Source organism: Roseburia lenta (assembly GCF_014287435.1).
GTDB classification, from domain to species: Bacteria; Bacillota; Clostridia; order Lachnospirales; family Lachnospiraceae; genus Pararoseburia; species Pararoseburia lenta.
Map to the genome: position 1 here is coordinate 279,239 of NZ_JACOPG010000002.1, position 23,606 is coordinate 302,844.

The 23,606-nt window shown below is 47.4% G+C and carries 20 protein-coding genes; 3 read left to right on the plus strand and 17 right to left on the minus strand.

Annotated features, from left to right (window positions below):
• Entirely contained in the window at positions 1-684 is a 684-nt protein-coding gene (gene rplC, locus H8R94_RS05355) for a 50S ribosomal protein L3 (protein ID WP_118280299.1), read from the minus strand.
• A 124-nt stretch (positions 685-808) separates the two neighbouring features.
• Entirely contained in the window at positions 809-1,120 is a 312-nt protein-coding gene (rpsJ, locus tag H8R94_RS05360) for a 30S ribosomal protein S10 (RefSeq protein WP_118535170.1), read from the minus strand.
• Between the two features lie 407 nt (positions 1,121-1,527).
• Here rpsJ and H8R94_RS05365 point away from each other — a divergent pair, with 407 nt between their 5' ends.
• Both H8R94_RS05365 and H8R94_RS05370 read left to right on the plus strand, forming a co-directional pair.
• Positions 1,528-2,466 carry a class I SAM-dependent methyltransferase gene (locus H8R94_RS05365; protein ID WP_186854090.1) on the plus strand — a complete coding sequence of 313 codons (939 nt, stop codon included), beginning with the start codon at positions 1,528-1,530 and terminating at the stop codon, positions 2,464-2,466.
• A 22-nt stretch (positions 2,467-2,488) separates the two neighbouring features.
• The gene (locus H8R94_RS05370) at positions 2,489-3,547 is read left to right on the plus strand and encodes an HD domain-containing phosphohydrolase (protein WP_178009890.1); all 1,059 of its coding nucleotides are present in this window, start codon (positions 2,489-2,491) and stop codon (positions 3,545-3,547) included.
• On the opposite strand, the gene H8R94_RS05375 is transcribed toward H8R94_RS05370, so the two are convergent.
• From H8R94_RS05375 to H8R94_RS05445, 15 genes are all read right to left on the minus strand, one after another.
• Positions 3,513-4,454, minus strand: coding sequence for a magnesium transporter CorA family protein (locus H8R94_RS05375; RefSeq protein ID WP_118280303.1), 942 nt, complete (start codon positions 4,452-4,454; stop codon positions 3,513-3,515). The two genes, H8R94_RS05370 and H8R94_RS05375, sit on opposite strands and share 35 nt — an antisense overlap.
• A gap of 13 nt (positions 4,455-4,467) precedes the next feature.
• A complete protein-coding gene (locus H8R94_RS05380; protein ID WP_178009888.1) occupies positions 4,468-5,667 on the minus strand; it encodes an iron-containing alcohol dehydrogenase in 1,200 nt (399 codons plus the stop codon).
• A gap of 2 nt (positions 5,668-5,669) precedes the next feature.
• Complete coding sequence (locus H8R94_RS05385) at positions 5,670-6,392, minus strand: HAD family hydrolase (protein ID WP_118280305.1); 723 nt, start codon at positions 6,390-6,392, stop codon at positions 5,670-5,672.
• A 183-nt stretch (positions 6,393-6,575) separates the two neighbouring features.
• The gene (ptsP, locus tag H8R94_RS05390; protein WP_186854091.1) at positions 6,576-8,192 is read right to left on the minus strand and encodes a phosphoenolpyruvate--protein phosphotransferase; all 1,617 of its coding nucleotides are present in this window, start codon (positions 8,190-8,192) and stop codon (positions 6,576-6,578) included.
• A 62-nt stretch (positions 8,193-8,254) separates the two neighbouring features.
• Entirely contained in the window at positions 8,255-8,512 is a 258-nt protein-coding gene (locus H8R94_RS05395) for an HPr family phosphocarrier protein (RefSeq protein WP_118535251.1), read from the minus strand.
• 89 nt (positions 8,513-8,601) lie between these two features.
• On the minus strand, positions 8,602-10,662 hold the full coding sequence (locus H8R94_RS05400) for a PTS fructose transporter subunit IIABC (RefSeq protein ID WP_186854092.1): 2,061 nt from the start codon (positions 10,660-10,662) through the stop codon (positions 8,602-8,604).
• A 46-nt stretch (positions 10,663-10,708) separates the two neighbouring features.
• On the minus strand, positions 10,709-11,617 hold the full coding sequence (gene pfkB, locus H8R94_RS05405; protein WP_186854093.1) for a 1-phosphofructokinase: 909 nt from the start codon (positions 11,615-11,617) through the stop codon (positions 10,709-10,711).
• Positions 11,614-12,363, minus strand: coding sequence for a DeoR/GlpR family DNA-binding transcription regulator (locus H8R94_RS05410; protein ID WP_178009884.1), 750 nt, complete (start codon positions 12,361-12,363; stop codon positions 11,614-11,616). The genes pfkB and H8R94_RS05410 overlap by 4 nt, the downstream gene beginning before the upstream one ends.
• Positions 12,364-12,583: 220 nt before the next feature.
• Positions 12,584-13,324, minus strand: coding sequence for a tRNA pseudouridine(38-40) synthase TruA (gene truA / locus H8R94_RS05415; RefSeq protein ID WP_186854094.1), 741 nt, complete (start codon positions 13,322-13,324; stop codon positions 12,584-12,586).
• A complete protein-coding gene (locus H8R94_RS05420) occupies positions 13,324-15,162 on the minus strand; it encodes a methyl-accepting chemotaxis protein (RefSeq protein WP_186854095.1) in 1,839 nt (612 codons plus the stop codon). The genes truA and H8R94_RS05420 overlap by 1 nt, the downstream gene beginning before the upstream one ends.
• Positions 15,163-15,278: 116 nt before the next feature.
• The gene (locus H8R94_RS05425; RefSeq protein WP_186854096.1) at positions 15,279-18,320 is read right to left on the minus strand and encodes a glycoside hydrolase family 3 N-terminal domain-containing protein; all 3,042 of its coding nucleotides are present in this window, start codon (positions 18,318-18,320) and stop codon (positions 15,279-15,281) included.
• Between the two features lie 135 nt (positions 18,321-18,455).
• A complete protein-coding gene (locus H8R94_RS05430) occupies positions 18,456-19,766 on the minus strand; it encodes an ATP-binding protein (RefSeq protein ID WP_186854097.1) in 1,311 nt (436 codons plus the stop codon).
• A 9-nt stretch (positions 19,767-19,775) separates the two neighbouring features.
• Positions 19,776-20,492, minus strand: coding sequence for a LytR/AlgR family response regulator transcription factor (locus H8R94_RS05435; RefSeq protein ID WP_186854098.1), 717 nt, complete (start codon positions 20,490-20,492; stop codon positions 19,776-19,778).
• A gap of 20 nt (positions 20,493-20,512) precedes the next feature.
• Positions 20,513-21,886, minus strand: a complete 1,374-nt coding sequence (locus H8R94_RS05440) for an MATE family efflux transporter (protein ID WP_186854099.1) — start codon at positions 21,884-21,886, stop codon at positions 20,513-20,515.
• Positions 21,887-22,002: 116 nt separating this feature from the next.
• Entirely contained in the window at positions 22,003-22,560 is a 558-nt protein-coding gene (locus H8R94_RS05445) for a biotin transporter BioY (RefSeq protein ID WP_118280316.1), read from the minus strand.
• Positions 22,561-22,737: 177 nt separating this feature from the next.
• Between H8R94_RS05445 and H8R94_RS05450 the strand changes: the two genes are divergently transcribed.
• A complete protein-coding gene (locus H8R94_RS05450) occupies positions 22,738-23,604 on the plus strand; it encodes a putative ABC transporter permease (protein ID WP_186854100.1) in 867 nt (288 codons plus the stop codon).
• The last annotated feature ends 2 nt before the right edge of the window (positions 23,605-23,606 follow it).

Consider the following 23,606-nt stretch of genomic DNA (forward strand, 5'->3'; position numbering starts at 1 on the left):
TTACTTACCTGACTTTACAGACTCTTTAATTGTAACTAAAGACTTCTTAGGTCCTGGAACAGCACCCTTTACCAAAAGCAGGTTATTCTCTGCATCTACGCGTACAACTTCAAGGTTCTGGATTGTAACCTTAACGCTTCCCATGTGTCCAGGCATTCCTTTTCCTTTGAATACCTTACTTGGTGAAGAACAAGCACCGTTGGAACCCTGATGACGATGGAACTTAGAACCATGAGCCATAGGTCCTCTGTGCTGACCAAGTCTCTTGATAGCACCCTGGAATCCTTTTCCCTTTGAAATTGCTGTAGCATCGATCTTGTCACCTTCTTCAAAGATGTCAGCCTTGATCTCATCTGCAAGATTGTAATCTGCGCAATTTTCAAACTTAAATTCTCTTACGAATCTCTTTCCAGAAACACCAGCCTTATCGAAGTGTCCCTTCTCAGCCTTGTTGACGCCATGTCTGTTTCTGATTTCTTTCTTGCCGTTGGCATCCTTGTTGACTACCTTTTCTTTCTTGTCAACGAAACCAACCTGAACTGCTTCGTAACCGTCGTTCTCAACAGTCTTGATCTGTGTTACTACACAAGGACCAGCCTGTAAAACAGTTACAGGAGTTAAAACTCCATCAGCATTGAAGATTTGAGTCATTCCGACTTTTGTTGCTAAAATAGCTTTCTTCATTTTCTTTCCTCCTGTTTTTCTACAGCGGATCGCCGTAGCGATCATCCTAGAACAGGCAATATAAGTGGAACATAAATGTTGCTTCTATATAAACCTATACCGGATCGTTAACCTTGTTAACTTCTTACTTCATCTTGATATCGATGTAAACACCAGCTGGCATTTCGAGTCTCTGCAATGCATCAACTGTCTTCTGGGTAGGTGTCATGATATCGATGAGTCTCTTATGAGTTCTCTGCTCGAACTGTTCTCTGGAATCTTTGTACTTGTGTACCGCTCTTAAGATAGTAACAACTTCCTTCTTTGTCGGAAGTGGTACCGGTCCACTCACCTGTGATCCGTTTTTCTTAACAGTCTCGATGATTTTCTTAGCAGATGCATCAACTAATTCGTGATCATATGCCTTGAGTGTGATTCTCATAACCTGAGTTGCCATAAAAAAAGTCGCCTCCTTCGCACTTATTTCAATAGTACGACAAGCGGTGACTGTACACTTCTCCGTGTGTGTCCTAAAGATTAACACACGTGTCTCTACACAATGGTAGACTATATTTTGTACAGTGACTTGTCGCCAGTTTCCTAACTTGACATTCGCTCCACGGAAAACCTGCCAGATTACTATGGTGATAATCGGCAGCAACCTCACGCTTCAACGCTATCAATGTCACAGCAACATCTAATATACATGATAAAATCAATACTTGCAAGGTTTTTTGAATAAATATTGTATTTTTTCGCATACAATATTTTCAGTGGCATCTTAGTCTTTCTTCATATATAATATAGAAGCAATAAGAAGAATACAAATCGAACGATACGATAGATAGAATGTGAGGAATCATTATGTGGATAGCAGACCATTGGAAAGAATACGAAGTCATCGACTGCTCCGGCGGTGAGAAACTGGAGCACTGGGGAAAATACACCCTGCTCCGCCCGGACCCACAGGTCATCTGGAACACCCCAAAGAAGGTCAGCGAATGGAAGAAACTAAACGGGCACTATCACCGCAGCAAAAAAGGTGGTGGCGAGTGGGAGTTCTTTGATCTGCCACAGCAGTGGAGCATCACTTATCAACTGCCCCACACCGATAACGACAATCTCTATGTCAACCATAACGGCAGCCTGACTTTTCATCTGAAACCTTTCAGTTTTAAACACACCGGTCTTTTTCCGGAACAGGCAGTCAACTGGGATTGGTTTTCCACACTTATATATAATAGGAAGAAAGAGCACCCGGATCGCCCGATCAAGGTATTAAATCTCTTTGCCTATACCGGCGGTGCAACGATCGCCGCGGCAGCAGCCGGTGCCGCAGTCACACATGTAGATGCGTCCAAAGGCATGGTCACCTGGGCAAAGGAAAATGCCGTATCCTCCGGTCTTGCCGATGCCCCGATCCGCTGGATCGTGGATGACTGCAAAAAGTTCGTAGAGCGCGAGATCCGACGCGGCAATCACTACGATGCCATCATTATGGATCCGCCATCTTACGGACGTGGTCCTAAGGGTGAGATCTGGAAGATCGAGGATGCCATCTATCCGCTCATAGAATTGTGTGCGCAACTGCTGACCGACCAGCCACTCTTCTTCCTTGTAAACTCATATACCACAGGCTTGCAGCCTGCTGTACTGCACTATATGATTTCAACCGCCTTAAAAGGCTATCCGGGAAGTGTAGCCGCAGAAGAGATCGGTCTTCCTGTTTCCTGCAACGGACTTACCCTCCCTTGCGGAGCCAGCGGCAGATTTGCCGGTCAGGATCTTCCGACCTCATTATAAACACCACAAGGAGTTTGACAGTATGGAAACAGTTTTAATCATAGATGATAGCGGCATCAACCTGCGCACCGCCAAGGAAGCACTGGATGACTACTACAATGTCGTCACAGCCAATTCCTGCAAAATGGCTCTTCGTTATTTAGAAAAACATACACCAGACATCATCCTGCTCGATATCCAAATGCCGGAAGTGGACGGTTTCGAGACATTGAAAGCCATCCGTTCCCTGCCACAGACCGAGGACACACCTATCATTTTCTTGACAGCACAGGACAATGTTGCCGATGAGATCCACGGACTGGAACTGGGCGCAGTCGATTACATCCATAAGCCCTTGCAGCCCCAGATCATGCGCATGCGTATCCGCACCCAGTTGGATCTGGCACATTATCAGGATCACCTGGAAGAGATCATCATGCAAAAGACAGAGCAGGTCGCACGCGTAGAGACGGCACTGGTCGCCAGTTTAAATGACCTGTTGGAAATCCGTGACGGTATGACCGGCTCCCACGTCAGGCGCACGGCAAAATATTTCGAGATACTCTTGAATGCCTTAGACAAGGCACATACCTTCCCGGATGCAATCACACCGGACTACAAGGCAAGATTGCTTCGCGGTGCTCCACTGCATGACCTGGGCAAGGTCGGTATTTCCGACAACACCCTTTTAAAGCCTTCACGTCTCAGCCCGGAGGAAATGGAATTTATGCGCCAACACTCCACCTTTGGCGGTCAGGCGCTTACCCATGCGGTTGAGATCGTTGGCGAGGACAGTTTCTTAAGCGATGCCAGAGACATGGCATATTACCATCACGAGAAATGGGACGGATCCGGCTATCCAAAAGGACTTGCCGGCGAAGATATACCCCTCAGCGCACGTATTCTGGCTGTCGCGGATGTCTACGATGCTCTGACCAGCCAGCGCAGTTACAAAGACGCTTTTTCGCATGAAAAAGCCGTCTCCATTCTCTTAGATGAAGACGGCACCTCTTTTGATCCTCGTATCATGCAGGTCTTTCGTCAGATCACAGACGAGTTTGCTCAGGCTAAAGCATCTTTTTCTTCCGAAGCCAAAGCATAACCACGATGCAAAGCAGCAGCGTTATCACGCAGATGATCGCGAAACCATGCGGTGTGGACGAAAACGGCATCCATTTGCCACCGACGTTCATGCCCCAGAGTCCCGATATGATCGTCGGGATGGACATAACGATCGTGATCGCTGCCAGATATTTCATTACATTATTCAGGCGATTGTTGATGACCGTCGACATCAGTTCTCTGGTACCATTGATGATGTCACGATAGATCTGTGTCATCTCGATCGCCTGTCTGTTCTCAATGATCACATCCTCTAATAGTTCCTGATCCTCCGAATACTGACGGAGCCTCCCATAACGTGTCAAACGATCCAACACCACACCATTTGCACGCAGTGACGTAGCAAAGTAGACCAGATTGGATTCCAATTCGTGCAGGTCGATCAAGTCAACATCCTCGGTATTCTGATCGATTCTTTCCTCGATCTCAGTACGCTTTCTGTCAATACTGCGCAACAGGCTCTGATAGACCATGCAGGCATTGTATAAGATCTGATAGGTAAAACGCATCTGTTTTTTGGTGGAGAAATCGCGCACACGTTGTTCCACAAAGGAACGCAGTACGGCAGTCTCCTCCGCACATACCGTGATCACCACATCTTCTGCAATCAAGATCCCCAGCGGGATTGTGGTATAGGAATGGCGGTTGTTACGCATTTCTGCTGATGGGATATCCACCAGAATAAGTGTATATTCATCTTCCAGATTGATACGGGAACTCTCCTCATCATCGAGGGCCGCCCGCACATCTGCGATATCCATATGAAAACGATCACTGATCTCTGCACATTCTTCCAGTGACGGTGCGGTAAGTTTTACCCATGCACCGGTATCGAACTGATCTATTTCGGAGATGATACGGTTGTCCGTTCTGTAAATGTTTATCAATTCTGTCTACCTCCTACTTTCCAGCAACTTTTCGGATCACTTCCTCAAAATGCTTTTTATCGTAAATCACAGGCACCGGATAGAGGGGATTGGCTTCCTGATCTGCCCACTCTGCCATCTGTGCAATATCTTCCTCGCGGATCTGCGGCAGATGCTCCGGGATACCCATGTGTTCATTCATTTGTCTAATATGTCTGATAAATTCTTTGGCACGTTCTGCCTCGCTTCCTTCGCAAGCCACCTGTGAAAGGGTTGCAAGGCGCGCTAATTTTCCATAGACCGCCGATCCGTAGTCTTCTAAGACAATCGGCAGGACCACCGCGTTCGCCAGACCATGCGGCACATGATAAAGCCCTCCGATCGTATGCGCAATGGCATGCACATTTCCGACGCAGGCTCGTGTAAAGGCTGCCCCCGCCTTAAAGGATGCGATCAGCATTTCTTCCCTGGCTTCCAGAGAATCTCCCTGTTCGTAGGCTTCCGGCAAAAATCCCATGATCGCCGTGACCGCCTCTTCGCAATATTCGATAGTCTCTTCCGTGCGGTAAGTCCAACTCAGATAGGCTTCCACCGCATGCGTCAGCGCGTCCATACCGGTCGCTGCCGTAATATCTGCAGGCAGGGATACGGTAAGACTTGGATCCATCACGGCATAATCCGGCACCAATACCGGATCATTGATGGCATACTTGTGGTTCTCGGCATCATCCGTCACAACTGCTGCAATGGTCGTCTCCGAACCAGTTCCGGCTGTGGTTGGAACAGCGACAAAAAAAGGAACCTGCCGGCCGACCTTTAATTGTCCCTTCATGTCCTGCAAAGACTTATCCGGGCGGGCAACACGCGCCGCCAGTGCCTTTGCCGCATCCATGTTGGAACCACCGCCAATCGCAATGATGCTGTCACAGTCATGGTCTTGATAGATCTGGTACATTTCCTCGATCTGTGAGATCGTCGGATCAGGATGCACCTGATCATAGATGACCGATCGCTCGGAGAGATCATTGTAGAGATCTTTCAAAAATCCGGTCTTGCCAATGCGGGGTCCGGTGACGATCATAGGCGCCCAGACACCTGCTTGCTCCAAGATCTCCGGGATACTGTGAAAACTATCCACGCCCTCCAAGCGCTCTGGCTCCTTCCATTTGACCACTTTCATTCCAATATTATAAATCCATTGATATACACGGCAATATGCCTTTTTTAAACCCATATTTAACCTCTCACAAATGCTTCTAATTCTAATGGTTTATGTAACAAGACCACATGTGGCAGGGTCTCAAGCAGAGATTCCTCGCGAAATCCCCATGCACACAGGGCACAATCCACACCGGAGTTTTCTGCTGTCGCTGCATCCACATCCGAATCACCTACATACAGGACGTGCGGCTTGATCCATTCCAGCCAGTCTTCCTCGGATAAGGCATCCTCTACGCCCATGCGCGCCCATGACCGGTCGGCGTAGACCTGACGCAGTCTGCGCAGTGCTTCTTCCACCGGGGCTGCTGCCGGTTTTCTTGGACGGATACCGTCATCGCCCACCGCAACACGCACATGGTTCTTGAAAACATCACGCACCAGCACATCTACAGACTCCTGATTTTTGTTGGTCACGATCGCCATAGGCATATCCTGCTCCTCATAATCGTGCAAAAGTTCCATCACACCATCATAAGGTCTGGTCTTGATCTGATTATGGGTCAGATAATAAGCCTTAAACATGGCAAAGGCTTCTTCAAAACGTGGATTTTCCTCTCCCTGTGGGGTTGCCTTGACCATGAGGATGCGGATACCATTTCCAACAAACTGCCGAATACTCTCCAACGGATGCACCGGATATCCCATCTGCATCATCACGTAATTCACGCTGTCCGCCAAGTCTTCCAATGTATTCAAAAGCGTTCCATCCAAATCAAATAAAACAATATCGTATTTCATCTTTTGTTTACCTTCTTTCTTCACGTTCCTATCTTACCACAGGCAGGCAAGAAAAAAAACCACCTCTGTCTTACAAAGGTGGTTTCTATATACCGTCATCCCACAGCGCAGTCAGGGACGACGGGGCAAAAGTCAGACGAATGTCCGGATAGCATAACAAACATCCGCCATCTGCTTATCAAATTATTTGGCATCGCTATTTCGGATCTGTTCTCTGACCTTTAAGATCATAGACGGGCTGACCGAAAGTTCATCAATGCCCATTTTAATGAATGTGTCTGTGAGAGTCACATCTGCACCAAGTTCACCGCAGATGCCGACCCAGCAGCCTTCCTTATGTCCATTATCAATAATCATCTGCAACATCCGAAGGATTGCCAGATGATGTGCATCATAGATATTATCCAGTTTCGGGTTCTGACGGTCGATCGCCAGTGTGTACTGGGTCAAGTCATTGGTTCCAACCGAAAAGAAGTCAACTTCCTTTGCCAGAAGATCCGAGATCATGACCGCCGCAGGTGTCTCGATCATAATACCGAGTTCCACCTTTCCATACGGAATGCCCTCACTCTTTAACTCCTCCTGCACGGTCGCACACATCTCTTTGGCAGCCTTGACTTCATCCACAGAGATGATCATAGGAAACATGATGGAAATATTGCCATAATAAGATGCACGGTAAATCGCGCGCAACTGCGTCTTAAAGATCTCCTTGCGATCCAGACAGATACGGATGGCACGATATCCCATCGCCGGATTTTCCTCATGTTCCAGTCCAAAATAATCTACCTGCTTATCCGCACCGATGTCAAGGGTTCGGATAATGACCTTTTTGCCAGCCATGTTCTCTGCGACTGTCCGGTACGCCTTAAACTGCTGTTCCTCGCTCGGATAATCCTCTGTTTCCAGATACAAAAACTCACTGCGGAAAAGTCCGATACCGCCGGCATCATTAGCAAGTACACTTGCCACATCGCCAACACCACCGATATTTGCATAAAGGGCGATCTTCCTGCCGGCTTTCGTGACATTCTCTTTGCCCTTTAATTCCTGTAAAAGTCTTGCTTTTTCTACTTCTTCCTGGCGAAGTGCCTCATACTTTGTCAATTCTTCCTCCGTCGGATCCAATAAAAAGACACCGTTTCTGCCATCCACGACAGCCATATGACCTTCTGCATCCTCGGGATAATCTACTCCAATAAGCGCCGGAATATTCATGGTTCTCGCCAGGATCGCTGTATGCGAATTGGTGGATCCATGACAAGTCACAAAGGAAAGCACCTTGGACTTGTCCAGTTGCACGGTCTCACTTGGTGCCAGATCATCTGCCAAAATGATGACCGGCTGGTCTCCCAGTCCTGCCTGCTCACTGCCGCCCTGCAAGATATGGATGACGCGATTGGAAATATCTTTGACATCTGCTGCACGCTCTCTCATATAATCATCATCCATGGCTGCAAACATTTCGGCAAAATTATCGCCTGTCGTTGCCACGGCATACTCTGCATTGATGCCCTGGGATGAGATCATATTGGTGATAGACTCCACATAATCCAGATCATCCAGCATCATCTGATGCACTTCAAAAATGGCGGCATTTGCCTCGCCCACTTCTTTTAATGCCTTTTTGTAAAGGGCTGCCAACTGGCTCTTTGCCTGCTCCTTTGCCTGGGTAAAACGCTTGATCTCCAGATCCGTATCTGTGACCTTGCTACGTTTTACGACCTGATCCTTCTTTCCAAAGATCTTGCACTTTCCGATTGCTATTCCGCTAAAAACGCTTTTACCTTCTAATTTCATATTCATCGCCCTCTCTTCGTTACTGCGCTAAACTACTACGAGCGCTTACCCGCTATCCTGTCTTACAGATTTTCTTCCAAAAATTTGCCAAGTGCTTCGATGGCTGCGTCCTCATCCTCGCCCTCGGTCTTTAAAACGATTTCCTGTCCACATTTTACACCAAGTCCCATAAGACCTAAGATTCTCTTGGCATCCACTTCTTTTCCATCCTTTGCGATGATAACCTTGCTTGTAAACTTTGCTGCCTCTTTCACTAAGACACCTGCCGGTCTTGCATGGATTCCTTCCGGATCTGTGATCGTGTATGTGATTTCTTTCATGATATTTTCCTCCTTATGATCTTTCTTTTTATATTTTAGATGCAGCGGAAGCATACGGCTTTTCTGCTTCCGCCCATCTATATTCCTTTTTAAACTTCCTGTGCGTCCTTCTTGATAAAACCAAGCATGACGGTCGTAACAATGGAACCGATGATCCATGAAAGGATGTAAAGCAAAGGCTTGCCAACGGTTGCAAATACGAAGATACCGCCGTGAGGAGCCATCAGGGTACATCCAAAGAATGCACTGAGTCCGCCTGCGACACCTGCACCAACCAGAGTACATGGGATCACATGTGCCGGGTCACTTGCTGCAAATGGAATGGCACCTTCTGTGATGAAAGAACATCCCATAACAAGGTTGGAAACCTTAGACGCACGCTCTGCCTCGGTAAACTTCTTCGGGAAGAAATGACAGGCAAGGGCAATACCGATTGGTGGAACCATACCACCGACCATGATGGATGCCATTGCAATGTAGCATGCCTGGACTGCCGGGTCTGTTGACTGTACGCCGCTTGCCATCAGATCAGATGCTGTTGCAAGCATTCCTGTACCAAAGACATAGGCTGCCTTGTTGATCGGGCCTCCCATATCGATCGCCATCATGGCTCCCAAGAGACATCCCAGTAAGGTGATCAGTCCTGCCTTTGCCAGGGCTGTCAGCATGGTAGAGAGTCCGGTGTTGATCAATCCGATGATCGGGTTAAAGATAAAGCACATGAGGACACTCACGATAAACATACCTACGACCGGATAGATCAGGGTCGGCTTGATGCCTTCCAAAGAATCCGGCAGTTTCTCGCACAGTTTCTTGAGTCCCAAGATAATGTATCCTGCAAGGAAACCTACCAGAATACCGCCTAAGAAACCGGAAACGGTCGTACCGCCATGCTCTCCCTGGAAAGCAAAACGTCCAACAAAATCGCTAAAGCCGGACAGATTGCCCCAATCATAATCGGTAAAGAGAGCATTACCATTGGATGCCAGAAGGCCTCCGGTAAAACCAACCGCAAGACCCGGACGGTCTGCGATGGAATAAGCAATGTAGCCCGCAAGTACCGGAACCATAAGTCCCATAGCAAGACCACCTACATATTTAAAGAATGCGGATACCGGTGTGCAGGAACCGAAACTTCCGCCACCGATCGCACCATAGCCCATCAAAGTATCGATCAAAAAAGCGATCGCTGTTAAGATACCGCCACCGATAACGAACGGAAGCATGTGCGATACACCATTCATCAGATGTGTATAGATCTGATGTCCTACGCTGTCTGTCTTTCCTGTCTCGACCTTGCTCTCTTTCTTAGCGGTCCTTGCATGGTATGCCTTAGCATCCCCTCTCATAGCACGATCAACCAGTTCTGCTGCCTTGCTAATGCCATCTGCCACCTTACACTCGATCAGTGCTTTGCCGTCAAAACGATCCATTGGCACCTTGGTATCTGCGGCAACGATAACTGCCTTTGCAGAAGCGATCTCTGCATCCGTAAGTACATTCTTGGCTCCTCCGGATCCTCTGGTCTCTACCTTGATCCGGCATCCTGCTGCGGCTGCTGCCTTTTCTAAGGCTTCTGCTGCCATATAAGTATGTGCGATTCCGGTAGGACATCCGGTAACCGCAACCACAAAAGTCTCCTCTCCGACCTCTGCTTTTTCTGCCTCTGCCTTGGCTTCCTCTTTTTCTTCCTTGTCCGCCTCTGCCAGATCGATCACATGCAAAAAGTCCTCCGGGCTCTTTGCCTGCATCAGATCCTTTGTAAACTGCTCATCCATCAAAAGGACGGACAAGCGACTAAGTACCTCCAAATGCACATTGTCTTCTGTATTTGGTGCTGCGATCAAAAAGATGATATGCACCGGTTCTCCGTCAAGTGCATCGTATTCTACGCCCTGTGGCACGACCATGGCTGCCAGCCCCGGTGCCGATACTGCATCCGACTTACAATGTGGGATTGCAATCCCCTCTCCGATACCTATCGTTCCTTCTTCTTCTCTTGCAAAAACCCCCTGCAGATAAGCGTCCGGATCCGCGATGTTGCCGCGTTTGCACATCAAGTCTACCATCTGTCTGATGGCATCTTCCTTGCCTGTTGGTGTCCCCTGCAACTGAATGCTTTCTACACCAAGCAAATCTCTCACTTTCATGTGTGATTCCTCCTTTTACCTTTCCTATAAAATAATGTTTGACACATTACTTCCCGATACTATGCATCAAAGCGAGGACTTCGTCCCTGGTTGCCAGTTCCTCTGAGAATGCGGATGCGCTTCCCGCACACAGTCCCATATAAAATGCTTTGGCATAATCATGTTCTTCCATATATCCTGCGAGGAATCCTGCTACCATGGAATCCCCGGCACCAACCGAATTGACGACCTTGCCCTTCGGCGGCATACTTTCAAATCTCTGTCCATCCTCTGTCAAAAGGACTGCTCCGTCCCCTGCCATAGAAACCAGGACATTGCGTGCCCCACGCTCCTGTAACTTTGCGGCATAGGTAAAGACTTCTTCCTTATCCTCCAATTCCACGCCAAAGACCTCACCAAGTTCGTGGTTATTTGGCTTGATCAAAAATGGGTGATAAGGCAATACATTTACCAGCAGATCTCTGGTCGCATCCACAATGATATGCAACTTCTTGGAAGATAAGTGCTTCATGATATCCATATAGATGTCATCCGGCATGACATCCGGTATGCTTCCGGCGAGCACTAAGACATCGCCGTCCTCCAAACGATCCAACTGTTGATACAACTGTCTGATATGTTCCTCGGCGATCGCAGGTCCCTGTCCGTTGATCTCGGATTCCTCATTGGAACGGAGTTTGACGTTGATACGGGAAATCCCTTGCTCTACCCGGATGAAATCTGACCGTACGCCCCATTCATCCAAGAGTCTTACGATCTCCTGTCCGGTAAATCCTGCCATGAAGCCAAGTGCGTGACTATCATGCCCCAGATTTTTCAGCACCATGGAAACATTGATCCCCTTGCCTCCCGGATAAATGATCTCCGTCCTGGTACGATTGACACGCCCCAGCATAAAATCATCCACTGACACGATATAATCCAAAGAAGGATTAAAGGTCACTGTATAGATCATTCTCCCACCTCCTTAATATTTGAAAAATCTCTATACTTTTTGTTTATCTGATCCGTTAAAACGGTTGCATCCGCAAAGTCCCCAAAAGTCACGGTGGATATCTCTCCGAACTTGCTGGCATCTGCTAAGATGTAGGCATCCTTGGTCTGTGCCAGTGCTCTGCGCTTGATCAAAGCCTCTTTGACCTCCGGTGTGGTAAATCCCTGTTCTACCGTCACGCCATTGGTTCCGAAAAAGCCCTTGGTAAAATTGTATTTAGCGATGGAAAGCACTGCCTCCTCACCGACGATGGCATCCGTCGTTCCCTTGAACTCACCGCCCAGAAGATAGACGGTACAGCCTAAGGCTGCCAGTTTTCTCGCATGACCGATGGCATTGGTCACATACATGGCATTGCGGTTGAGCATGGGATCGATCATCAACTCTGTCGTCGTGCCTGCATCCAGATAGACCACATCATAATCAGAGATCAAATGCGCCGCATAGCGGGCGATCACTACTTTCTGCTCTACGTTGCGCTCCTTGCGTAACTGGACGTCATCATCCTGCGTCCGGTAAGAAGCAGCGTCCTTCATCATGGCACCGCCATGCACCTTGATGAGTTGTCCTCTGGCATCCAGACTGTTGAGGTCACGGCGGATGGTCGACTCTGACGCATCCAGACGTTCCATCAATTCTGCGACCGTCACAGAACCGCTTTCTTCTAGTATGGACAATATTCTTGCAAATCTTTCTTCTGCTAACATAAATTCACTTCCGTTCAACTTCATTCAAAATCATTCATTTGATGTTCGTATTATACAATCACATTCCGTCATTTTCAATCATTTTCAGTCATAAACTTCAACAAATTTTCCATATCGTTTTTGTATATTATCCATAATTTCCGACATTCTATACAAAAAACAGGGCAAAAAAAGAGCGAAGGTCTAAAAAACCTTCACTCATCCTTCATTCTGCTCTCCTTTAATAGTCCACCTTCAAGAGGCAAAGCCCCTTTGCCGGTGCAGTCGGACCTGCCACCTTACGGTCGCATGCCTCCAAAATCTCCCCGACCTCTTCCGGCCTCTTTCGCCCCAGACCGACTTCGATCAACGTTCCTGACATGATACGCACCATATTCTGTAAAAAGCCGGTGCCATGGAAGGTCAGATAAACATATCCCTTACGCCGGCGCACGGTGATCGTGTCTACGATACGGACGGTCGACTTTTTCATACGGCTGTTACCACAAAAACTCTTGTAATCGTGTTTGCCTTCCAGAAAATGCGCCGCTTCCTGCATGGCTTCCACATCCAGTTCCTGATCCATTGGCGTATAATACTTGCGGTCAAAGACCGGTTTGACCGGACCGTCAAAACAGGTGTACTGGTAAGTCTTTCCCACTGCCTTATACCTGGCATGGAAGCGGTCAGCCGCCTCCCGCACTTCCAATATGGCAATATCGTCCGGCAGATAACGGTTGGCATAATCACGGATCTCTTCCGGTGACATCTGCGTATCCAGCTGCACATTAGCAATCATGGCGCGGGCATGTACACCTGCATCTGTACGCCCCGCGCCAATCACGTCTACCATGTCCTTATCCACCATACGGGCAAGGACTGTCTCTATTTTTCCTTGGATGGTTTCGCGATCCGGCTGGTGTTCCCAGCCGAAATAACGCGAACCGTCATAACTGATCTTTAATTTGTAATTCTTTTCCATTATACTCTCTTGAAGCGGTTTACCTGCTCATTCAACTGCTGGGAAATCGCCTGATTGTTTTCTGTTTCTGCCTGGATCTTGTTCATAGCCTCTACCAAAGATACGGCATTCTGTGCAACACCTGTCACATCCTGTGCGTTCTCATCAATAGCAGTAGAGATATCGTTGATACCATTGTTCATATCCTCAACGGTATTGCGGATCTCGTCTGTCTTGGCTGCGAACTGTCCCAATACTTCATTGATGCTGTCTGCATCTGCCTCGTACTGCTCCACAACCTTAACAAATCCATCGTAGTCCTGCATAACTTTTTCGTCGATAAAGGCAAGCATATTCTGTGAATTGGATGCCAGTTTCTCAACGGAACCGATAACCAGTTTGGAAATCTCCTGAATGTTGTTGGCAGTCTCACGGCTGCTGTCTGCAAGTTGACGGATCTCATCCGCAACAACGGCAAATCCCTTGCCTGCCTCGCCTGCTCTTGCAGCCTCAATGGATGCATTCAAAGCGAGTAAGTTGGTCTGGCTGGCAATATCCAAGATCTCGCCGGTCAATTCTGTGATCTTTTCTGCACTGCGGCTCTCCTCCACGGCATCTTCTACCATGCCACGGATCTCTACGATACGTCCGCTGGTCTCGTTCTTGCCTGAAATCGTCTCTGCATGCAGATTCTGTGCTCTGTCTTTGATCTCATGTACCAGATCGACACCGCCGCTGGCACTGTCTACCATGTTCTGTACTTCTGCAAGGATAGCATCACTACCGGAAGTGATGGTACTAAGTGTTGCTGCGATCTCCTCCATGCTGGCTGCCATCTGCTGCATAGCGGCAGATACATTGTCTGCATTGGCTGTGGAAGAATCTACAGAATCCAGAACAGCCTGTGCAGAAGATGTCATATTGTCTGCCTCAGACTTGAGGTTTTGCATAACATTCTGCAACTGATCCAAAAATCCGTTCATGCCCATTGCCATCTGACCGACTTCATCACCGTAACGCACCATGATACGCTCGGTCAGATCACCCTCGTTCTTGGAGATCTTATCAGAGATCTGACGGATCTGCTCACCGGACTTCTTGGTCGGACGAACGATGGTCTTATAAACGATCAGAACCATAACGAGGATGATAAATACAACCACACCGGAGCAGATATAGTTGATCTGACGGATACGGCTGATCGCCTGTGTATTGGTCCTTTCGATATTGGCTAATTCACTGTTAAATAATTCCTCGAAGTCACCCTGTGCGATCTGCACATAAGTATATGGTCCACCCAGGGCAGACAAAGTATTGGAAGCCGCCTCGATATCCCCCTGCTGACACTTGGTCAGGATCAACTCTGCGGAATCCAGGAAATCTTCCATCTTGACTTCCCATGCATCCACGCGGGAGATCAAGTTCTTGTCTCCTGTCTTCTTGACACATTTCTTGGTCGTATCCATATTGTCACGCACGGTCTGGATCGCTGATTCCAGTCCGGAGAAGTTGACATCCTTTGGACGGTTGACACAGGACTCTGCGTACTTTGCCGTCTGCTGATATGACTCTGCAGTCACGCTCTTTGCCTGCTCCAACTCCATATAGACGTTGACCAGTTTGTCGTTATTCTTCTCAACTGTGCCAAGGATGGAGATATTAGCAAAAACAACGATCAAAAAGGAGATCCCCATGACCGCCATACAAGAATAGATCTTCATACCGATACTGGTCTTGTGTAACTTGCCCGGCTTTTTCTTTGCTTTCTCAGCCTTCTTGCCGCGAACCTTGGCAGCCTTCTCCTCTGTTAGTTTCTTTTCCTCTTTCGTTTTTGTCTTTTCTACACGTTCTTTTTCCATAATACAGCCCCTTCTCACTATGTATTATCTATGATGTTTTATTATATAGTTTCCGACAAAAAAAGACAAGGGCGATCCACAGATCGTCCCTGCCTTCTCTATTCTTTCATATGCTGTTACTTTTGCTTTTTCTTTCTCGGTACAAAGCGAAGCACGGTCGTCACTGCCAGGAGTGCGATCAGAATACCGCATACGATATCCACTGCCATTGTGATCTTCTCTGTATCAGACGGTTCATCCACGAAATCGGTTCCCGGCATTGCACCAAGCATTGCCTTGGAATTTGCTACCGTATAAAGGACACGGTGCATAGCCTCTCTCGCGTAGTGATAGGTTGCTGTATCATTTTTATCAAAATCAAATCGTGCAGAATCTGCTAAGTAGGTCAACTTGATGTCTCCGCCTGCCTCGATCATCTGGTAGCCATCCATGAATACACCGGTATTGGCATTATCTGTGATCATCATGCCGTTGAATGCCCATTCATTTCTGGCAATGCCGGTCAAAAGATTGTAACTTCCGCCGGTCCAGGTATAACCGATACGGTTAAATGCGGTCATGACTGCCTGACATGCACGGATCTGTCTGGTCGCGTTCTCATAAGTGCCATCGCTCTTTTGCTCCAAATAGTTGAGTTCCACATCGCCCAGTTTCATGCACATTTCAAATGGCTTTAAGTAGATCTCTCTTGCAGACTGCTCATTGAGCCATGTTGCAAGTCCGTACTGTCCGTCACGGTCGCCTCGGTGATCTTCCTGATCGTTAAAGGCAAAGTGCTTGATGTAAGCATATACACCCTTGGTTGCTGCACCGTAAACCTGGTTGGATGCAACAGCACCAGAGAGGTAAGGATCCTCGGAATAATACTCACCGTTACGTCCTGAGAACGGTGTACGATGGATATTCATAGATGGTGCATACCAGCCGTCCATGCCACCGATGATCGCCTCATTACCGATCATGGTTCCCATTTCTCTTGCCAGTTCCTGATTCCAGGTCTGTGCCAGTGTCATAGAGTTCGGATAATATTTCCCGGTTCCGCCATAGATCAGTCCGTTTGCAGAATCCGCATCGGTACAGAATGGCATATCAATGGAATCAATATACTCAATACCATAACCGGAAAGTCCGATCGTGTTGTAGTAATCTTCATAAGTCAATTCGTCCAGAAGGTCATCCCACTGTGGATCATCAAAATCAAGTCCACGCATCTGGATCAGGGTCAAACCGTTTTTCTTTCCGTAAACGATCTTGTCATCAAACTCGGATGCATCGACCGGTGATCCGGAATCAAAGGAATCTAATGCCTTTAAGCCACCTGCATCAATGGTCTTGCTGTAAACATAAGATGCAGGATTGCCATCTTTGTCACTACCGTTGATCTCATTGCCCCAGGTACTGATCTCATCTGTCGGCTCCCCATCATGTGTCGGGAAAGTTCCGGTCCAGTCATTTCTGGCCAGATAGTTCACATCACCCTTGGCATCATCAAACTGGTTGGTGATCTCTGCACCACTATAGGTATCCTTGGCATAAGTTGTCAGATCAGTGTCTGCATTCTCCGGCTCGTACGTGGTTACCATGGATGCATCCCCTGCCTCTGTCATGCCATCTGCGGTCGTCTTGCCCTTTGCGGTCAAAATATTGTTGATGGCTTCATGTGCATCTTTTGCTGCTGTGATGTAATATGTGCCGGCATCCAGGATATAGGTCTTTGCGCCATTGGCATCATATGCCTTAAACTGTTCTTCATCAAAGGTCATGGTGACAGTCTCAGATGCGCCCGGCTCCAAGACAGATGTCTTTCCATATGCCAACAGTTCTACGGACGGCTTCTCTACTCCGTTTTTCTTGTCATAATCGGTATATGGACTTTGTGCGTAAAGTTCTACGACATCTTTTCCTGCGACAGATCCTGTATTGGTCACTTCAACCGTAGCGGTTGCGCTTCCATCTTTCCAGGTGATCTGTGGTGCGTTCCAAGAGAAAGTCGTGTAGGAAAGTCCATAACCAAACGGATAGCATACCTCAGAAGCATAGTCATAATCTCCTGCATTGCCCTGTCCTAATACAACATCCTCATAGCGTGTCTCATAGTAACGGTAACCGACATAGACACCTTCTTCATAACTAACATAGTTATATTTGGTTGCATCGCCATTTTCATCATAATACTGGTAATCACCAAAGTTCTGTGCAGCCGGTGATGCAAGGGCATCTGCTGCAAAGGTATCTACGGTTCTGCCGGATGGATTGACCTCTCCGCTCAAGATCTCTGGCAAAGAAGAAAGACCACTCGGTGCTAAAACGATCGACTTGATATTAGCATAGTCATTAACCCAGTCCAGTTCTAAGGCTGCATTGGAATTGACCACCAGTACCACATTGTCAAAGTTATCATTTAAATAAGATAAGATTTCCAACTCTACGGAATCCGGCTCCAGATAAGACTTGGTCTGGTCTTCTGCCTTGTCTGTGTGATTATACATAGAACGCGGCATATCACGACCTTCGCCAGCCACTCTCTTTAAGACATAGACTGCGGTCGTACCGGAAAGACTGTCTACCACCTTGTCGTCTGCCGTGATCTTTTCCAACGGGCACTCATTGATGGCAAAGTCTTCTTCATCACCAAAACTGATAGAGCCTGTGCCAAGTCCATAAGATGATCCGTCGCCCTTGTCATAGAACTTCCAAAGAGTCTTATTGACGGTATAGCCGTCTGCTTCAAAATCCTCTTTCAGACTGCCGCTGCCATGTCCCATGATACCGGCATGTGTTGTAACGGTAACGGAGTTTCTGCTAAAGAAACTGATCGGCGTATCCTTGGAAAGTGGAAGTGCATTGTCCTCATTTTTCAAAAGCACAATACCCTCATCCGCGATCTGGTCTGCCAGAGCATCTTCTGCCGCTCCGATCTCATCCTCCGAATAATCACTCTTGTTATAATCCAGATCCAATCCCTTAGTATCCACGCCGGAGTTGTCGATCACAGAGTCATTGGCTCCCATCATGGCATTTACCATACGATTGTTATCCGTCAAAAGTGTGTTAGCAGCCACGATCGCTGCGACCATGACCGCAATCAGGATCAATGATATGACGGTCTTGATGATCTTGCTTCGTCTGGTCGGCTGCTTTTTTTCCTTTTTCCTCATAACGAAAAACCTCCTTCTTACATTTTGCGGTAACGCACAAAGCGCTACCCCATCTTTGTAAAAGAGAGGTTAGCATACTTTTTCTTTTTGTGAACAATGTGTGTCCTGTTCTGTCATTTTTGTGTCGTAATCGGTCTATCGGCTCCGTGGAATGGTAATACGCAGGACAAAGATATCCTGCCCGGTCTCTAAGGTTAGAAAGCCTCCATACTTTTCCGCCATGGTGCGGATACTCTCCATGCCAAAGCCGTGATAATCCTTATCTTCCTTGCAGGTCTGGGGCAGACCATGCTTAAAGTGCAGTGCCTCGCTATATGGGTTTTCGATCTGGATAAAGATCAGATTGACCTTTTCATGGATCAGAATACTGATACAGCGCTTTTCTTCCTCCACCTTGCGGTTCGCCTCAATAGCATTGTCCAGAGCATTGCCAAAGAGGGTGTATATGTCTATGGCATCCATAAAAAAGAGGAGTTTGCCATCGATGATCCCATGCATGCGGATGCCGTTTTCCTGACAGACCAGACTCTTTTCCGTCAGGACGGTATCGAGGATAGGATTGCCGGTATGTAGGATGGAGTCATAGATCATGACAGATTTCTCGATGGAGTCTACGACCTGCCTACGCTCCTCGGAATCCGTGATGTTGCGGAGTCCTGCGATCTGGTGTTTCAGGTCATGGCACTTACGGTTGATCAGTTCGATGTTCTCCTTGGAGAGTTCATACTGCGCCTTATTCATCATAAAGAGTTGTTCCTGCGCCGACATCTCTTTTTGCAGATGCCACTGTCCCATATAGTTTCGCTGGTTGATCATGACAAAGAGACAGCAGACCAATCCATAGATCCCGTGCAACGTCCGAAATCCCCAGAAAGAGGAGGCCAGACTCATCAGAAGCACGATAAAGAGCGTAACCAGAGTCATCCAAAGCGAAGTGATGGCATCTGTCTCATAGTGATGATTTTGCACCATCTTCTTGGCGAAGAAGAAGTAAAAAAAGACATAAGCTCCCAGATGAATAAGCAGATAACAAAGGTGGGGGCTTTCCGCGATCTGGCTATGGGTCGCACTGTTGACCAGAAGGCGGATGCAATATGCCACATGCTCGGTCGCATAGCCCATCATGATACACAAGACCGCTTCCTTGAGCGTCACTTCATAGCAAAAAAGGATTGCCAGCAACATTGCCACGAGCAGGACAGCGTAGAGCAGGACATATACAAACAAAGAGGTCAATGCCGCCAGATCTCCGTGTCCCGGGATCGGAATAAGGCCAGCCAGTTGTGGGAAAAACTGCATCCAGACCGCCTCAACGATCAAAAGTACGAGACCGGTCAAAAGACAGCGCCAGCCTCCACCCTTTCTGATTCGCAGCGGCAGTACATAGATCAGGATTGCCAGAAACAATTCCATTGGAAAAATAAATTGATGTAGAAATGCTAACATGAATCCTCCTTACCTATCATAACCGGCTTCCAAAAACTGACTGAGTTCCTGTAAGAAAGGCTTTTTTCTGGATCTGGAAAAAGGCAGATGATAGGTGCCGACCTGCACATCATCCTTATCTACACTGATCACATTTTTTAGGTTGACCAGATACGCCTGATTGCAACGGCTGAAATGATAGTCTGCGAACTCCTTTTCCGCTTCTGCCATGGAAGAACGCATGGTATAGGTCTCGTGGGCGGTCACATAATAGACATTGTGATTGCGGACTTCGATATACAAAATATCATCCGAGGACACCTTTTCCCTGCGTCCGTCCTTTTGTAGCATGACATATTTCTTTTTGCCCTGCTTTTCCACCACGCCGATCGCCTTGGTAAGTTTTGGCTCAAATCTGCCGTAATCGATCGGCTTTAAGATAAAATCCAGAGCATCCACTTCATAGCCCGCTACCGCGTACTGCGCCATAGTCGTGATAAAGATGATGACGACTGCCTGATCCATACTGCGGATCTTTCTTGCCGCTTTCATCCCATCTAAATGCTTCATCTTGATATCCATAAGCAGGATGTCAAAGCCACCGTGATAATCATCAACCAGATCCATCCCATCCGAAAAGACGCTTGTGGCAATGTCAGCAAAATGCTCCTCGCGATACCGCTTGATATAGGAAAGCAAGGTATCCTGATATTCTTTTTCATCCTCTACGATTGCGATTCGTATCATGTAAAATCCCCCAAAATCATTTAATTCTTTGCAAACTCCGGTCTGCGCATCTCAAGAACAACCAGTATTGTGCAGACGATCGTCGCTACCAGATCCGCGATCGGTCCCGCATACATGACTCCGTCGATCCCCATAAAACGCGGCAGAATCAGAAGCAGTGGCAGAAGAAAGATGATCTGTCTTGTCAACGACATAAAAATACCCTTTTTCGGTTTACCGATCGCCGTGAAAAAGTTGGCTGAAATCGGCTGCATAAAGCACAGGCAGATAAAAAACAGGTACTTGCGGAAGAAATTCACGCCAAAATCAAAGTAAAGTTCCGATCCGTTACCAAAGATGGAAATGATCTGTCTCGGAAATGCCTGAAAAAGGACAAAGGAGATCACGCAGATGACAGCAGAAATGCGAATCGCCATAAAGTAGGATTTCTTCACGCGGCCATACGTTTTTGCCCCATAGTTGAAACTGACGATCGGCTGCAAGCCCTGGGAAATACCGATGACAAATGCCATGACGATCATGGATACCTTGGCGATGATACCGGAGCAGGCGATCGGGATAGACTCGCCGTAGATGGACAAACCGCCGTAGTATTTAAGGGTACGGTTGAGCACGATCTGTACCAGCATCATTGCCAACTGGTTAAAGCAAGGTGCCGCGCCAAGTGATACAACCGAAAGGACGACCTCTGCCTTTGGCAAAAAAGCGTCCCTATGCAATGGCACAGTCTTATAATGTGACAGATAGACAATAACCATGATACTGGCAATGACCTGTCCAATCACGGTTGCAGCCGCGGCTCCTGTCATACCCCAGCCAAAACCAAAGACAAAGATGGCATCCAGAACTGTATTTACCACAGCACCGACAATGTTGATCGCCATGGTCATCTTTGGACTGCCGTCTGCACGCACCAGATGTCCGCCTCCGGTAGACAGGATCAAAAACGGAAAGCCCAATGCCGTGATCCTCGTATATTCCATAGCATAAGGCAGGACTTCTTCCGGCGAACCGAAAAAGCGCAAAAGCGGCGCTAAGAATAACAGTGTGACCGCGGATAAGACAACGCCTAATACCAGCATGACCGTAGCCGAATTGCCAATGTATTTTCCGGCGCCCTTAGAGTCTCCCCGCCCCATAGAAAGATTAAAGGTAGACGCACCGCCGATACCCATCAAAAGCGCGATCGCCACGCAGGACGTGTTGAGGGGGAAGGCGATATTGGTCGCTGCATTTCCCAACTCCCCTACCGCATTACCGATAAAGAACTGGTCTACAATATTATAAAGGGAAGATACCAGCATGGCGATGATGCTTGGTATGGCAAACTGGCGCAGCAGTTTATTTTCCGGGACATATCCCAAAGGATTGTCCGATCTGATTTCCTTTTCCATAAATATAACCTCTTTTCCATTTTATTTTACACAAATTCCTCTGATTTACCAGTAAGAATACACAAATAAAAAAGCACACCCCAAAGGATGTGCTTCCTGACAGCGAACCGTTTCTCTTATAATTTTACATGTCTTTTCAGACGCTTGGTAAGGATCAAAGCAATACCGATCTTGCAGAGATCCGGAATGATAAACGGGATAACACACCAGCCAAGTACGGCTACGATGCCGACAGCACCTGTATTTGCAGTGTAAGCGATCATGAACCACATGGTTCCAAAAGCATAGCATACAATCAGACCTAATACCATAGAAAGACCTAATACCCATGTCTTTTCGCCAAATTTTGCTGTGATAGCCCACATAACGAGGGCAGAGAAAACAAAGCCAACGATATAACCGCCGCTATTGCCGAGCAGGGCGCCAATACCACCGGAAAATCCGGCAAAGACCGGAACGCCAATGGCTCCCAATAATACATATGTTAAAACTGCGATCGTGCCTCTTTTTCCTCCTAAAAGACCTACTGCCATAAAGACTGCAAATGTCTGTAAGGTAAATGGAACCGTTGCCGGAATGGAAATCCAAGAACAGATTGCCATAACTGCAACAAAGAGTCCGATATACGCAATGTCTACGGTACGAAGTGCTGTTGTTTTTGCCTGTGCATTCATGATAACTTCTCCTTTAACTTGTCTTATTTATAACTTTTCCTTACTCAGAATAAAAGATTGTTTAATCTTTGTCAAATTAAAATTACATATTTCTATTTTGACTATTAGTATTTCTTATAGTATCTTATTTTTGTATAATCTTTAGCACCGGTAGCAGCTCAAAGAAAGGATAATTCTATGTTAGTAAGCAAATATTTTGTCTGGTTCATCATATACAGTTTCATGGGTTGGATCTATGAATCCACCTACTGTACCATCCGCAAGCATCACTGGGAAAACCGCGGATTTTTGCACGGTCCCATCGTTCCCATCTACGGAGTCGGTGCCCTGCTTGCCTCCATCCTTTTTTCGGAGTTTCCCATCTCCGGTATGCAGGAAGCCAGCAACTTAAAGATCTTTTTGATCTGCTTCTTTGGCAGTATCGTTTTGGAATATACGACTTCCTGGGCGCTGGAAAAACTTTTCCACGCTTACTGGTGGGACTACAGCAATGTTATCTGCAATATCAATGGTCGTGTCTGCCTGCCGGCATCCATCGGCTTTGGACTGGCAGGCATTCTGGTCGTCCGCGTCATTTATCCTTTTGTCAGCGGCATGACACACGATACCAATGTCTATCTGATGGAAGCCCTGTCGCTGGTCTTTATGTTTTTATTTGGCATGGATATGGCTCTGACGATTTCCGCCCTGACCAATTTTGCCAAGAACTTCAACCGGATCGAAAGCGAGATCAACGAGCAGATCGCAAGTGCCTACGAGAAACTGGATACCAAGGCAGCCGATGCCATCGGCAACATGATCGAGAAGTCCGAACAGATCCAGGAGAGCGCTTTTGTCCGCAAGGAACTGGCAGAAGAAAAGGCTGCCGCCCTGCGCGAACGTCTGACCAAAGAGCGTCTGGAAAGTCTTTTCCTGTCCTCATCTGCTGCACAGAAAAGTACCCTGCTCAGTATCCAAGGCTTCAAGCGCAGTAAAGATAGCAATGAATTGCGCCAGCGTATGCGCACCATGATCGACGAGAAACGCCACAACAGACAAAAATAAAT